This is a genomic window from Pandoraea sp. B-6, assembly GCF_000282835.1.
GTDB lineage: Bacteria > Pseudomonadota > Gammaproteobacteria > Burkholderiales > Burkholderiaceae > Pandoraea > Pandoraea cepalis.
The window spans coordinates 1-13,800 of record NZ_AKXS01000311.1 but is presented as its reverse complement, the minus strand read 5'-3'; the positions used below and the strand labels follow the sequence as shown (position 1 = coordinate 13,800).

Sequence of the window (13,800 nt, the reverse complement as noted above, 5' to 3'; positions counted from 1 at the left end):
GTAAAATGGAACATTCGACCCGAATTTTGCGTTTATGGCCAAGACTGCAAAGTCGCAAGACGCGGCACCCGACGTGCCGCAGGACCTGCCCGAGACCTATGAGGCTGCGCTCGCCGAGCTGGAAAAGCTCGTGGGGCGCATGGAAGGCGGTGAGCTGGGGCTGGAGGAGTCGCTTGGCGCCTACCGGCGTGGTGCCGTGCTGGTGAAATACTGCCAGGGCCTGCTCGAGAAGGTGGAGCAGCAGGTCAAGGTGCTCGAGGGAGAGACGCTCAAGCCGCTCGAGCCGGTGCGCGACGAGTTCTGAGCGGCGCCGGGTGATGCGGCAAGCCGACCTGCGACACGCGACACGCGACACGCGACACTCGACACTCGACACTCGACACTCGACACGCGACGCATGAGCGTAGACGTCCCAACGCGGCGCGGGGCGACTCAATAACACGCACGGCCCAATGGGCACGTGCAGGATGAAGACGATGGCGGATCAGAATATCAAGGCCTGGATGCAGGCAGTGCAGGCCCGTGTGGAACAATCGCTCGACGCCGTGCTGCCCAAGGCCGCCGATGGCGGCTCGGCACGACTGAATGAATCGATGCGCTACGCCGTGCTCGGCGGCGGCAAGCGTGTGCGTCCGCTGTTGTGCTTTGCCGCTGGCGAGGTGACCCAGGCAAGCGAGACGGCCCTGGATCGTGCCGCGTGCGCCGTGGAAATGATCCACGCCTATTCGCTGGTGCATGACGATCTGCCGTGCATGGACGACGACGATCTGCGCCGCGGCAAGCCGACGGTGCATGTGCAATACGACGAAGCGACCGGCCTGCTCGCGGGCGACGCGCTGCAAACGCAAGCGTTTGTGCTGCTCGGCGAAGCCACGGGTGACCTGAGCGCCGCACAGTCGCTCGCGCTGGTGCGCGAACTGGCGCTGGCCTCGGGGGCGCTGGGCATGGCCGGCGGGCAGGCGATCGATCTGGAGAGCGTCGGCATCAAGCTGAATCAGTCGCAACTGGAAAACATGCATCGACTGAAGACGGGGGCCTTGTTGCGCGCGTCGTTGCGCATGGGCGCCATCTGCGGCCGTGCATTGTCGGACGATGAAACGCGCGCGCTGGACGCCTACGCGGCGGCCGTCGGCCTGGCCTTCCAGGTCGTGGACGACATTCTCGATACCACGGCCGATTCGGCCACGCTTGGCAAGACGGCCGGCAAGGACGCGGCCAACGACAAACCGACCTACGTATCGCTGATGGGCCTCGACGGCGCGCGCGGCTACGCGGAGAAGCTGCGGGCCGATGCTCACGCGGCGAGTGCGACGCTCGGCAATGCGGATCGGCTGCGTGCCCTGGCCGATTACGTGGTCGATCGCATCAACTGACCGGCGAATCGCCTGACAGGCAAATTTCGAGGCGACCCAGGCGGCAAAGGATCGCGTGATCCGGGGGCGTTTGCAGTAGAAACAGGCAAGGGGCAATGAGGGTCGGCGCGGATCTCCCCACAGAACGCACCGGCAGGAGATCGGGACCGGCTCGCCAGGCAGGGCTGCCCGACCAGAACGCCTACATATGGAATGACGATGTACGAACTGCTAAATACCATCGATGACCCGGCCGCGTTGCGGCGTTTGGAGCGTCGCCAACTCGCACCGTTGGCCGAAGAGCTGCGTGCCTTCGTGCTCGAGAGCGTGTCGCGCACGGGCGGTCACTTGTCGTCCAATCTCGGTACGGTCGAGCTGACGATTGCACTTCACTACGTGTTCAACACGCCGGAGGATCGCATTGTCTGGGACGTGGGGCACCAGAGCTATCCGCACAAGATCCTGACCGGTCGCCGCGACGCCATGGCGTCGCTGCGTCAGCTCGGCGGTATTTCGGGCTTCCCGAAGCGCGATGAATCGCCGTATGACACGTTCGGCACGGCGCATTCGAGCACATCGATTTCAGCGGCGCTGGGCATGGCGCTTGGAGCGCGCACGAAGGGCGAGCATCGCTTCGGCATCGCGGTGATCGGCGATGGCGCCATGACCGCCGGTATGGCGTTCGAGGCGATGAACAATGCGGGGGTGCATGAAGACGTGCCGCTGCTGGTCATCCTCAACGACAACGACATGTCGATCTCGCCGCCGGTCGGTGCCCTCAATCGCTATCTTGCCCGTCTGATGTCGGGTCGCTTCTACGCGGCGGCGAAGAAGGGCGTGGAGAAGGTGCTGAGCGTGGCGCCGCCGGTGCTGGAGCTGGCGCGCAAGTTCGAAGAGCATGCCAAGGGCATGGTCGTGCCGGCGACGATGTTCGAAGAGTTCGGCTTCAACTACATCGGCCCGATCGATGGTCATGACCTCGATTCGCTGATTCCGACGCTCGAGAACATCAAGAATCTGAAGGGGCCGCAATTCCTGCACGTGGTCACGCGCAAGGGGTACGGCTACAAGTTGGCCGAAGCCGATCCGGTGCTGTATCACGGTCCGGGCAAGTTCAACCCGGCCGAAGGGATCAAGCCGAGCACGAGCAGCAAGAAGACCTACACGCAAGTGTTCGGCGACTGGCTATGCGATATGGCCGAAGCCGACAAGCGTGTCGTGGGGATCACGCCGGCCATGCGCGAAGGCTCGGGCATGGTGGAGTTCGAGAAGCGATTCCCGACGCGTTACTACGACGTGGGCATTGCCGAGCAACACGCCGTGACGTTCGCCGGCGGTATGGCGACCGAGGGCCTCAAGCCCGTGGTCGCGATCTACTCGACGTTCCTGCAGCGCGGTTACGATCAACTGATTCACGACATTGCGCTGCAAAATCTGCCGGTCGTGTTTGCGCTCGATCGGTCGGGTCTGGTCGGTGCAGACGGTGCAACGCACGCGGGCGCATACGACATCGCCTATTTGCGCTGCATTCCAAACATGGTGGTGATGGCGCCGTCGGACGAGAACGAATGCCGTCAGATGCTCTATACCGGTGTGCAGATCGACGGCCCGTCGGCCGTGCGTTATCCGCGCGGTGCCGGCACGGGTGCGGCGATCGAATCGACGATGAGCGCACTGCCGATCGGCAAGGGTGTTGTGCGACGCGAGGGACAAGCGGAGGCGGGACGCCGTGTGGCAATTCTTGCGTTCGGCAGCATGGTGGCCCCGGCGCTTGCCGCAGCCGAGGAACTCGACGCCACCGTGGCCGACATGCGCTTCGTCAAGCCGATCGACGAGGCATTGATCGCACGACTGGCGAAAACGCACGACTACCTGGTCACGGTGGAAGAGGGCAGCATCATGGGCGGTGCGGGGTCGGCCGTGGCGGAATCCCTGCTTGCCGGTGGGGAGATTCGGCCTGTACTACAATTGGGCCTGCCCGATCGCTTCATCGATCATGGCGACCCGGCGCTGCTGCTGGCCGCCGTGGGGCTCGATGCGACGGGTATCGCGAAGTCCATCCGTGCCCGCTTCGACCTGCCGCTGATGCAGGCGTCGCAGGCCGCTGGCAAGGTCACGACCAAGCTCGTCGCCTGAGCGTCCGGTAGTCCTGAACCTCCGAACGATCCGGCTTGCATGCCGGATCGTTTCGTTTTGAATCGCCCTTTCCCGATACCGTGCCGGGGGCTCCGGCACGATTCCGACGACAACCGTCAGCGGCTGGCGAGCCAGGCGTCGGATACGTTTGCCTATTGCCTCCCCCAAGTCGGCTTGCCGGCAAAGAAGGAAGAATTAGATGAATCAGATGAACCCCGCTTTCGTCATGCCCGACGTTCAAAGCACCGTCGATACCCGGCAGATCCCGATTCAGCGCGTGGGTGTGCGCGGTGTGCGTCATCCGCTGTCAGTGCGTCTGGCCGATGGGGAGGCGCAGGCCACCGTGGGCTTGTTCAATCTCGACGTGCATCTGCCTGCCGATCAGAAAGGTACGCATATGTCGCGCTTCGTGGCGTTGCTCGACGCGCATCGCGCGCCGATCGACGTGGCGGGTTTTCGCGCCATGCTCGACAGCATGCTGGAAAAACTCGAAGCCGACGCCGGTCGAATTGAAGTGACGTTTCCGTATTTCATCAACAAGACGGCACCGGTCTCAGGCGTGCAAAGCTTGCTGGACTACGAAGTGACGCTCACCGGCGACGTGCGCAACGGCCAGACGCGCGTGTGGCTCAAGGTGCTCGTGCCGGTCACGAGCCTTTGTCCGTGCTCGAAGAAGATCTCGCAGTACGGCGCGCACAATCAGCGCTCGCACATCACGATCGACGCCGAAATCGCGGGCGATATCGCCGTCGAGGAACTGGTGCGCATGGCTGAGGAGGAGGCGTCCTGCGAGTTGTGGGGGCTGCTCAAGCGCCCGGATGAGAAGTACGTAACCGAGCGGGCGTATGAGAACCCGAAGTTCGTCGAGGATCTGGTGCGCGATGTGGCAACGCGACTTAACAATGAGCCGCGCGTCGTGGCCTACGCGCTTCAAGCGGAGAATTTCGAGTCGATCCATAATCACAGCGCTTACGCCGTGATCGAACGCGACAAGCGCGTGGTGGCCTGATCTTGCTGCGCCTCGCGCGGCGCATGCAATGAAAAACCGCTCCTCGGAGCGGTTTTTTCTTGGGCGCGTGCCGGGCGAGGCGCTAGACGCCGCGCACGATGTCGGCGAGGTCCCAGCGCGGGCGGACCGTGTAGGCGTATTCGCTGTCCGCTTCATCTGGCCAGTACTTGAGCCGCATGGCGCCGGCGAAGGCGATCATGGCGCCGTTATCCGTGCAGAAAGCCAGGTCCGGATAGTGCACGCGATAGCCACGGCGGCGAGCGGCTTCATTGAGTCCTTCGCGAAGCTGCGTGTTGGCACCCACGCCCCCTGCCACGACGAGCGTTTTCATGCCAGTCTGCTTGAGCGCGGCCATCGACTTGGCGACGAGCACGTCGACGATGGCATCGACGAAGCCTCGCGCGAGATCGGCCTTTTCCTGGTCGCATACGTTGCCGCCGAGATTGCGCACCTGAGTGAGCACGGCGGTTTTCAATCCGCTGAAACTGAAGTCAAGGTTGCCCGAATGCTTCATCGGACGCGGCAAGTCGTAGCGTCCCGGCGTACCGAACTCGGCCAGGCGCGAGATGGCCGGCCCGCCCGGGTAGCCGAGTCCCAGCAGCTTGGCGGTCTTGTCGAAGGCTTCGCCGGCAGCGTCATCCAGTGTTTCGCCGAGCATGGCGTACTGGCCGAAGGCGCGGACTTCCATCAACTGCGTGTGGCCGCCGGAGACCAGCAAAGCGACGAACGGGAAATCGGGGGCATCCGGTGCGAGCAGCGGAGAGAGCAGATGGCCCTCCAGATGGTGCACGCCCACGACTGGACGCCCGAGCGCAAACGCGAGGGCGTTCGCGACGCTGGCGCCCACCAGCAGCGCCCCGGCGAGTCCGGGGCCTTGCGTGTAGGCGATTGCATCGACCGCGCTGAGTGGCTTGCCAGCTTGCGCAAGCACGGCTTCTGTCAGGGGCAGCGCGCGGCGGATGTGGTCGCGCGACGCCAGTTCGGGCACCACGCCACCGTATTCGCGGTGCATGGCAATCTGCGAATGCAGCGCGTGCGAAAGCAGGCCGGCCTCGGTGTCGTAAAGGGCGAGCCCGGTTTCGTCGCAGGAGCTTTCAATGCCTAAAACCAGCATGGCGGAAGGGGGAGACGTGCGGCGTCAAGGTAACGAGATAACCAAGAAGTATACCAGTCGCCCCTAACCCCTGCCGGGTACAATGCGCGCCATGGAAAAGTTCGATGTAGCAATCGTGGGGGCTGGCGCGGCCGGCCTGATGTGCGCGGCGGTGGCCGGACAACTTGGGCTGCGCGTGGTGCTCATCGATCACGCGACGCGTCTGGCGGAGAAGATCCGGATTTCAGGCGGCGGGCGCTGCAATTTCACCAATATCAACGCCGGGCCGGCCAACTACCTGTCAGAAAACCCGAGATTCTGCCGCTCGGCCCTGGCGCGCTATACGCCGCGCGATTTTCTGGATTTGCTGGGGCGTCACCGCATTGCCTGGCACGAAAAGCATCGCGGACAGCTGTTTTGCGACAACAGTGCCGAGGACATCATCGACATGCTCCGCAAGGAGTGTGCGACGGGGCACGTGCATTGGCGCATGCCATGCACTGTACACACCGTTGCCCATACGTCCTCGGGCGGCGCGCATCCTTATCACTTGACGACAGATGCGGGGCATATCGCGGCCAAACGACTGGTGATCGCCACGGGCGGCCTGTCGATTCCCAAAATCGGCGCGACGGACTGGGGCTATCGGATCGCACGTCAATTCGGGCTGGAGATCGTCGAGCCGCGTCCGGCGCTGGTGCCGCTCATGTTCGACGCGTCGACCTGGGCGCCCTTTGCGGGGCTATCGGGTTTGTCGCTGGAAGTCGAGGTGAGCGCGGGCAAGGGAAAGGATGCCGGTCGTTTCGTTGAGGATCTCTTGTTTACGCACCGCGGGTTGTCCGGTCCGGCCATCCTGCAAATTTCCAGCTTCTGGGCGCCTGGGCAGTCAATTGTCCTGAATCTGTCGCCATCGTCGGACATCGAGGCGGCATTGTTCGAGGCGAAGGCGACGTCGAAGCGGCAGTTGGCCAACCTGTTGGCGCAATGGGTGCCGGCCCGTTTGGCCGACGCCTGGGTTGCGAACAGCGGGCTTTCGCCGCAGGCGCGCGTGCAGGAATTGCCGGACAAGGCGTTGCGCTCGCTTGCCCAGGCGTTTTCCAGTTGGACGCTCAAGCCGTGCGGATCTGAAGGCTGGCGCAAGGCCGAAGTCACGCGGGGTGGGGTCGATACGAAGGCACTGTCTTCCGCCACCCTGGAGGCGCGCGAACAACCGGGGCTGCATTTTGTCGGGGAAGTGGTCGACGTGACCGGGTGGCTCGGCGGCTATAACTTCCAGTGGGCGTGGGCGTCGGCTGTGGCTTGCGCGCAAGCAATGTCCGAAAGCGTGAAGGCGGAGCGGGCGGGGGGCGACGCGCTGTCGTAGACGGCGACTTCCGTGCTGTGATAATCTCTCCCCTTCGTGGAGACGACGCACCGAGGGCGGAGCCGAGTCTCCTGCGAGCCCGCTTGTGATCGCGCGCGTGATCGTTTCCTCAAGCGGGTTTTTGTGCTTTCTGCGCTCGCTAATGTCAGCGCCGAGCCCTCGGCTGCGGCCGCACGCGGCAAGTGCCTGACGACAGTCGTCCTTTCCTTTGGGGCGGCATGCACTACACTGAAACGTATTCGAAATCCGGAACCCCTGCTCATGAGTCTGAAAGAACGCATTACCGAAGATATGAAGACGGCCATGCGTGCCAAGGCCGCGGAACGACTGGGGACCATCCGGCTGCTGCTCGCGGCAATCAAACAAAGGGAAGTCGACGAGCGCATCACTCTCGATGACACGGCGATCGTGGCCGTCGTCGACAAGCTGATCAAACAACGCAAGGATTCCATCAGCCAGTTCCAGGCGGCCGGTCGCACCGATCTGGCCGACAAGGAGGCCGCCGAACTCGACGTGCTCATGGTCTATATGCCCCAGCAACTCTCGGCTGACGAGGTCGAGCAGGCGGTCAAGGCAGCCGTGGCGCAAACGGGCGCCGCGGGTCCGCAGGACATGGGCAAGGTGATGGGCGTGCTCAAAGGCCAGTTGGCCGGCCGCGCCGACATGACGGCCGTGTCCGCGCAGGTGAAGGCGGCGTTGGCTGCGTAATTGAGTGGTGCGGTGAGTTGCCGTCGCAAGCGACGGCACGGTGCCGTGCCGCGATGGTATCGATCCAGTGATCCCCCAGTCGTTCCTGCAGGACTTGCTCAACCGCGTCGATATCGTCGAGGTGGTGGGCCGCTACGTGCAGTTGAAGAAAGGCGGGGCGAACTTCATGGGGCTGTGCCCCTTTCATAACGAGAAGTCGCCCTCATTTACCGTAAGTCCCACCAAGCAGTTCTATCACTGCTTCGGGTGTGGCGCGCACGGCAGCGCGATCAGCTTCCTGATGGAGCATGCCGGACTCGGATTTGTCGAAGCTGTCGAGGACTTGGCCCGCAATGTTGGGCTGGATGTGCCGCGTGAGGCGCCGTTGCCGGGCGCGCCGGCACCTGCCGCGCAGCGTGCGCAAACGCTTGGCCTGGTCGACGTCATGACGCGTGCCTGCGACTACTACCGCAAGCAATTGCGTAGTGCGCCGACCGCCATCGAATATTTGAAGCGACGAGGATTGACGGGCGAAATCGCCGCGCATTTTGGACTCGGCTACGCCCCCGATGGGTGGCAGAACCTCGACGCGGCGTTTCAGGACTATCGCGACGATCAGTTGCTCGACGCGGGTCTCGTCATCGAGAGCGAGAAGGGCGAGGCGGGCAGCACGAAGCGTCGTTATGACCGTTTTCGCGACCGGATCATGTTCCCGATCCGAAACACGAAAGGGCAGGTGATCGCGTTCGGCGGACGTGTGCTGGACAAGGGCGAGCCCAAGTATCTGAATTCGCCCGAGACGCCGCTGTTCAGCAAGGGCAGCGAACTGTATGGGCTGTTCGAGGCGCGCACGGGGATTCGCGACGCGGGCTATGTGCTCGTGGTCGAAGGGTATATGGACGTGGTGGCGCTGGCGCAGCTCGGCTTTCCACAGGCGGTGGCCACGTTGGGCACTGCCTGCACGCCGATGCACGTGCAGAAGCTGTTGCGCCAGACCGAGACGGTGGTGTTCAGCTTTGACGGCGACGCGGCCGGCCGGCGGGCGGCCCGCCGAGCGCTCGAGGCATGTTTGCCGCATGCGGACGACAACCGGAGCTTCAAGTTCCTGTTCTTGCCGAGCGAGCACGATCCGGACAGCTATGTGCGTGAGCACGGCGCTGACGCGTTTGCCGATGAGGTATCGCGCGCCATGCCGCTGTCGCAGTTCCTGATCGGGGAGGTGACGGCAGGTAAGGAGATGCATCAGCCCGAAGGGCGGGCGCGTGCGCTGTTTGAGGCGAAGCCGTTGTTGCAGCAGATGCCGGCAAACGCGTTGCGAGGGCAGATCCTGCATGCACTGGCCGAGCGGGTGGAAAGTTCGGTCGAAGAAGTGGCCGGGTTGTGCGAGTTGTCGATCGGCGCGGCACGCCGTCAGAACACATGGGATAAGGCGCCGGCCAAGCGCGAGAAGCGCCGCGTAGTGGGAACCGAGCATCGGGCGCTGCAGAACTTGCTCATGTTTCCGGCACTAGGGAATGAATTAACCGAAGAAGAGGTCAAGATTTTGCAGGAAGGGCCCCATCACGCCGAGATTTTCTCGGAAGTGCTGGCGCATTGCCGCGAAATGGGGGCGCAGGCTGACTTTCGTTTCATGTCGGATCGGCTGCGGGTGTCGCCGAACTGGGCGAGTTTCGACGACATTCTTCGCGAAATTCTCTCGTTCGAAGAGAATGCCCGTGACCTGTTGTTGTTCGACCCGGAGGATGAGACCCAGGTCGAGCGTCGGGAGGAGCAGATCGCGCTGCGGCTTGCGGAACTGAGAAGCGCGATTCGGCGCTTGCAGTACGACGGTCTGTGCGACGCCCTGGAGACGATTTTCAAGCGGACGTCGCTGACGTCCGATGAATTGCGCCACGCTCAAGCGCTGTCGCGGCAACGCGACGAATTGAAGCGGCTGCTGGCTCCGGCCGGCACAGGAGGCACGCGAAGTTGAGGTAAGCCCGCGTGCTACAATGGAAGGTTTTCAGTGGGCTGTTTTCTGGCAAGCGAGATCGCTATGGCAAAGATGACAACGACCAGCGGAAAAAAGACGGTTATCCCTGCACCGAAGGCAAAGCGCGCGACCAGCGCGGCGGCGGCATCCGGTGGGAGGGGGGCGTCTCGTTCTGCAAAAGCTGGCGTTGCCGTGAAAGCCGATGCGGTGGGTCGAGCCACGAAGAAAACGGCCAGCCAGGCAAGTTCGGCGAAACGTACCACGCAAGTAAAGGCAGCCGCCGGCGCATCGAAGACGACCGGCAAGACGGCTGCGAAGGTGACCGATGTCACCAAGCGCAAGAGTGCGACCGCCGCTACGGTGGGGGCTGCGAAGGCAGCCAGGCCGACGGTGAAGTCCGAGCTGCCCGTCAGGGCGACGAAGGCGGCAACGACCGTGAAGGCGACGGCCGGCGGGAAACCGCAGGCCCGACAACCCGCTGAAAAAAGCGCCAAGAGCGCAACTACCGCCAAGGCATCGACCCTGGCGGGCCGCAGTAAACCTGCGACGCAAGCCCCACGCAAGACAGGGGCTTCCAGCAAACCCGAGGCTGTGGAGGTCGTGTCGGCAGCAAGCGAGCCGCTCGTCCCCAGGACGCGCGGCAAGGCCGCGAAGACCGCCGCCTCGGTGGCGCAGAGCGTCGCAGCGGATACTAGTGATCAACCCGTGAACGAAGATCAGACCAAAGTGGAAAAGCAGAAGGCGCGTGATCGCCGGGCAAAAGAGAAAGCACTGCTCAAGGACGCATTTTCCTCGCACCAGCCCGGTACGGCCGAGGAACTTGAGGAACGTCGTGGCAAGCTGCGGGCACTGATCAAGCTGGGTAAGGAACGAGGTTTCCTGACCTTTGCAGAGATCAACGACCACCTGCCCGACGACGTGGTGGAGGGCGACGCGCTGGAAGGCGTGATCGCTACGTTTAACGACATGGGCGTTGCCGTGTACGAGCAGGCACCCGATGCCGAAACGCTGTTGCTCAACGACAATGCGCCGAACGCCGCAACGGACGACGAAGTCGAGGAGCAAGCGGAAGCGGCCCTGTCGACGGTCGACTCCGAGTTTGGCCGCACGACCGATCCGGTGCGTATGTACATGCGCGAGATGGGCACGGTCGAGTTGCTGACGCGCGAGGGCGAAATCGAGATCGCCAAGCGGATCGAGGAAGGCCTGAAGCACATGGTGCAGGCGATTTCCGCGTGCCCGACGACGATTGCCGAAATTCTGGCGATGGCCGAGAAGGTCGAGCGTGAAGAAATGCGCATCGACGAGGTGGTCGACGGCCTGATCGATCCGAATGCCGAGGCGGTTGCGGCAGCGGCGGCAGCGGCTGCGGAAGACGAAGACTTCGACGCCGATGCGGAAGCGGAAGAGGAAGAAGCAGAAGAAGCGGCTGACGAGGACGACGACAGCAGCGGCGGCGGGGCTTCGGCCGCGCAGGTCGAGCAGCTCAAGCGTGACGCGTTGGCCAAGTTCGCCGAGATCGCCGACTGGTTTGGCAAGATGCGTCGTGCGTTCGAGAAGGAAGGCTACCAGTCGAAGTCGTACGTGAAGGCGGGTGAGTCGATCCAGGCGGAACTGATGACGATCCGCTTCACGGCGCGCACGGTTGAGCGTCTGTGCGACACGTTGCGTTCGCAAGTCGATGAAGTGCGCAACATCGAGCGCGCGATCCTGAATATCGTGGTCGACAAGTGCGGCATGCCGCGTGCAGATTTCGTGTCGCGTTTCCCGGGCAACGAAACCAATCTCGACTGGATCTACACGGTCGTGGCGGACAACAAGGCGTACAGCTCGGTGGTTGAGCGTAACGTCCCGGCGGTGCGTGAATTGCAGCAGAAACTGATCGACTTGCAGGCGCGCGTGGTGTTGCCGCTTACCGAGTTGAAGGACGTCAATCGCAAGATGTCGGAAGGCGAGCGCCGTGCACGCAAGGCCAAGCGCGAGATGACCGAAGCGAACTTGCGTCTGGTGATTTCGATTGCGAAGAAGTACACGAACCGTGGCCTGCAGTTCCTGGATCTGATTCAGGAAGGCAACATCGGCCTGATGAAGGCGGTGGACAAGTTCGAATACCGTCGTGGTTACAAGTTCTCGACGTATGCGACATGGTGGATTCGTCAGGCCATCACGCGTTCGATCGCGGACCAGGCACGTACCATCCGTATTCCGGTGCACATGATCGAGACGATCAACAAGATGAACCGGATTTCGCGTCAGATTCTGCAGGAGACCGGTGTCGAGCCGGATCCGGCGACGCTGGCCGAGAAGATGGAGATGCCGGAGGACAAGATCCGCAAGATCATGAAGATCGCGAAGGAGCCGATCTCCATGGAAACGCCGATCGGTGACGACGACGATTCGCATCTGGGCGATTTCATCGAAGATACGGGCACGGTAGCCCCTGCAGACGCCGCGTTGCATGGTAGTATGCGCGACGTCGTGAAGGACGTGCTTGATTCGCTGACGCCGCGCGAGGCCAAGGTGTTGCGCATGCGTTTTGGCATTGAGATGAGCACGGACCATACGCTCGAGGAAGTGGGCAAGCAATTTGACGTGACGCGTGAGCGTATTCGTCAGATTGAGGCCAAGGCGCTGCGCAAGCTGCGTCACCCGAGCCGTTCCGACAAGCTCAAGTCGTTCCTCGAAGGCAATTGATTGCGGCTGAGCGAGCGCCGGTAGTTGAGGGCCGTTAGCTCAGTGGTTAGAGCAGGGGACTCATAATCCCTTGGTCGCTGGTTCGAACCCAGCACGGCCTACCAAAGAAGTAAAAAAGCCCCTGACGGTGACGTCAGGGGCTTTTTGTTTTTAAATCAATGATTTGCGTAGATGTTTTTCTCTAGGCGTCCGCGGTTTTTAGATGTCGAGAGAGCGTCGGTAGCGGTGCGGCAAAGGGCTAAATTGCCTCTTCGGTACACTTTCAGTACAGTGAGGGAATTCGAGCACACGTCCGAGTACCCATGGCAACGATCGTCAAGACAGCATCTGGCACCTGGAAAGCCGTCATTCGAAAGGCCGGTTTTCCGACCAACGCGAAGACCTTCCGACTGAAAAAGGACGCTGAGGACTGGGCTCGACGCACAGAGGACGAAATGGTCCGGGGGCTGTACGTGCAACGTGCGCCATCTGAGCGCCTGACGTTTGAAAAAGCCATGGCGCGCTATTTGGCTGATGTGACTCCAACGAAAAGACCGCAGACTCAAGCAGGTGAGCGCAAACGATCCATCCCGTTGATCGCATTCTTCGGCAAGTATTCTCTCGCCGCTATAACGCCCGATATGGTCGCTCAGTATCGAGATAGGCGCTTGGCGGGAGAGGGGCGCGTAGATTCTCAAGGAAATCCGGTCCCCAGAGCGACTAATACCGTTCGTCTTGAGCTAGCGTTGCTTGGCCACCTTTTTACCGTTGCGCTCAAGGAGTGGGGACTGGGGCTGGGGAGTAATCCGGTGGTGAACGTTCGGCGCCCGTCGCCGGGTCCGGGGAGAAATCGGCGACTAGATAACGACGAGTCAGCTCGTCTGCTAAGTGCGGTGGACGGCCATTCGAACCCAATGCTCGGTTGGATCGTTCGTATCGCATTGGAGACTGGGATGCGATCGTCGGAAATCGTTACGCTTCGATGCGGTCAGGTCGACGTTGGACGGCGCCTGGTGCGTCTGGTCGAGACGAAGAACACGATGCCTCGGACGATTCCTCTGACGACAGAAGCTACGGCGCTATTCGAGGCTGCACTTGGCAATCCGTTACGGCCGAAGGGGGTTGATCTCATCTTTTTTGGCGAGCCGGGGAAGGACGGCGTACGTCGCCCCTACAACTTCAATAAGGTGTGGATGCAGATCAAGAGCTCTGCCGGGTGCTCCGACTTTCGATTTCACGACCTCCGCCATGAAGCGGTGAGCCGGCTCGTCGAATTCGGTTTGAGTGACCAAGAGGTGGCTGCGATTAGCGGCCATAAGTCTATGCAGATGTTGCGGCGCTACACGCACTTGCGAGCAGAGGACCTTGTAACGAAATTAGACAAGCTGCGGGCTGAGGCGGGGTTGTCCACAATCGACCCTGTTAGAGATAAAGTAGAAGAAAGGTAGAGGTAAAATGAAGCCGAAAAAGAGCTTTGTTTTCATGCTCTTATGCTGACCTCCCCCCGCTTAACCG

Annotated in this window: 11 protein-coding genes and 1 tRNA gene; 10 read left to right on the top strand and 2 right to left on the bottom strand. The window is 62.2% G+C overall.

Annotation, left to right across the window (positions count from 1 at the left end):
- The first annotated feature begins 34 nt into the window (after window positions 1–34).
- The 4 genes from A985_RS0102540 to folE2 all read left to right on the top strand — a co-directional run bounded on the left by A985_RS0102540 (window position 35) and on the right by folE2 (window position 4,497).
- A complete protein-coding gene (locus tag A985_RS0102540) occupies window positions 35–304 on the top strand; it encodes an exodeoxyribonuclease VII small subunit (protein WP_017231860.1) in 270 nt (89 codons plus the stop codon).
- A 163-nt stretch (window positions 305–467) separates the two neighbouring features.
- A complete protein-coding gene (locus A985_RS0102535; protein WP_017231859.1) occupies window positions 468–1,373 on the top strand; it encodes a farnesyl diphosphate synthase in 906 nt (301 codons plus the stop codon).
- A 198-nt stretch (window positions 1,374–1,571) separates the two neighbouring features.
- Window positions 1,572–3,488 carry a 1-deoxy-D-xylulose-5-phosphate synthase gene (gene dxs, locus A985_RS0102530; protein WP_017231858.1) on the top strand — a complete coding sequence of 639 codons (1,917 nt, stop codon included), beginning with the start codon at window positions 1,572–1,574 and terminating at the stop codon, window positions 3,486–3,488.
- Between the two features lie 199 nt (window positions 3,489–3,687).
- Complete coding sequence (gene folE2 / locus A985_RS0102525) at window positions 3,688–4,497, top strand: GTP cyclohydrolase FolE2 (RefSeq protein WP_017231857.1); 810 nt, start codon at window positions 3,688–3,690, stop codon at window positions 4,495–4,497.
- Between the two features lie 82 nt (window positions 4,498–4,579).
- Here the strand turns inward: folE2 and tsaD are convergent, their stop codons facing one another.
- A complete protein-coding gene (tsaD, locus tag A985_RS0102520) occupies window positions 4,580–5,611 on the bottom strand; it encodes a tRNA (adenosine(37)-N6)-threonylcarbamoyltransferase complex transferase subunit TsaD (protein ID WP_017231856.1) in 1,032 nt (343 codons plus the stop codon).
- Between the two features lie 91 nt (window positions 5,612–5,702).
- On the opposite strand from tsaD, the gene A985_RS0102515 reads away from it, so the two are divergent.
- The 3 genes from A985_RS0102515 (at window position 5,703) to dnaG (ending at window position 9,612) form a co-directional block, all read left to right on the top strand.
- Complete coding sequence (locus A985_RS0102515) at window positions 5,703–6,953, top strand: NAD(P)/FAD-dependent oxidoreductase (protein WP_039829761.1); 1,251 nt, start codon at window positions 5,703–5,705, stop codon at window positions 6,951–6,953.
- Window positions 6,954–7,214: 261 nt separating this feature from the next.
- Window positions 7,215–7,661, top strand: coding sequence for a GatB/YqeY domain-containing protein (locus A985_RS0102510; protein ID WP_017231854.1), 447 nt, complete (start codon window positions 7,215–7,217; stop codon window positions 7,659–7,661).
- Between the two features lie 67 nt (window positions 7,662–7,728).
- The gene (dnaG, locus tag A985_RS0102505; RefSeq protein ID WP_026131579.1) at window positions 7,729–9,612 is read left to right on the top strand and encodes a DNA primase; all 1,884 of its coding nucleotides are present in this window, start codon (window positions 7,729–7,731) and stop codon (window positions 9,610–9,612) included.
- Between the two features lie 14 nt (window positions 9,613–9,626).
- On the opposite strand, the gene A985_RS28855 is transcribed toward dnaG, so the two are convergent.
- The gene (locus A985_RS28855; protein ID WP_232424494.1) at window positions 9,627–10,106 is read right to left on the bottom strand and encodes a hypothetical protein; all 480 of its coding nucleotides are present in this window, start codon (window positions 10,104–10,106) and stop codon (window positions 9,627–9,629) included.
- Window positions 10,107–10,203: 97 nt separating this feature from the next.
- On the opposite strand from A985_RS28855, the gene rpoD reads away from it, so the two are divergent.
- The 3 genes from rpoD to A985_RS0102485 all read left to right on the top strand — a co-directional run bounded on the left by rpoD (window position 10,204) and on the right by A985_RS0102485 (window position 13,733).
- Window positions 10,204–12,306 carry an RNA polymerase sigma factor RpoD gene (rpoD, locus tag A985_RS0102495; RefSeq protein WP_017231851.1) on the top strand — a complete coding sequence of 701 codons (2,103 nt, stop codon included), beginning with the start codon at window positions 10,204–10,206 and terminating at the stop codon, window positions 12,304–12,306.
- Window positions 12,307–12,334: 28 nt separating this feature from the next.
- Window positions 12,335–12,410, top strand: a tRNA-Ile gene (locus tag A985_RS0102490).
- Between the two features lie 198 nt (window positions 12,411–12,608).
- The gene (locus tag A985_RS0102485) at window positions 12,609–13,733 is read left to right on the top strand and encodes a site-specific integrase (RefSeq protein ID WP_017231850.1); all 1,125 of its coding nucleotides are present in this window, start codon (window positions 12,609–12,611) and stop codon (window positions 13,731–13,733) included.
- Window positions 13,734–13,800 lie beyond the last annotated feature (67 nt).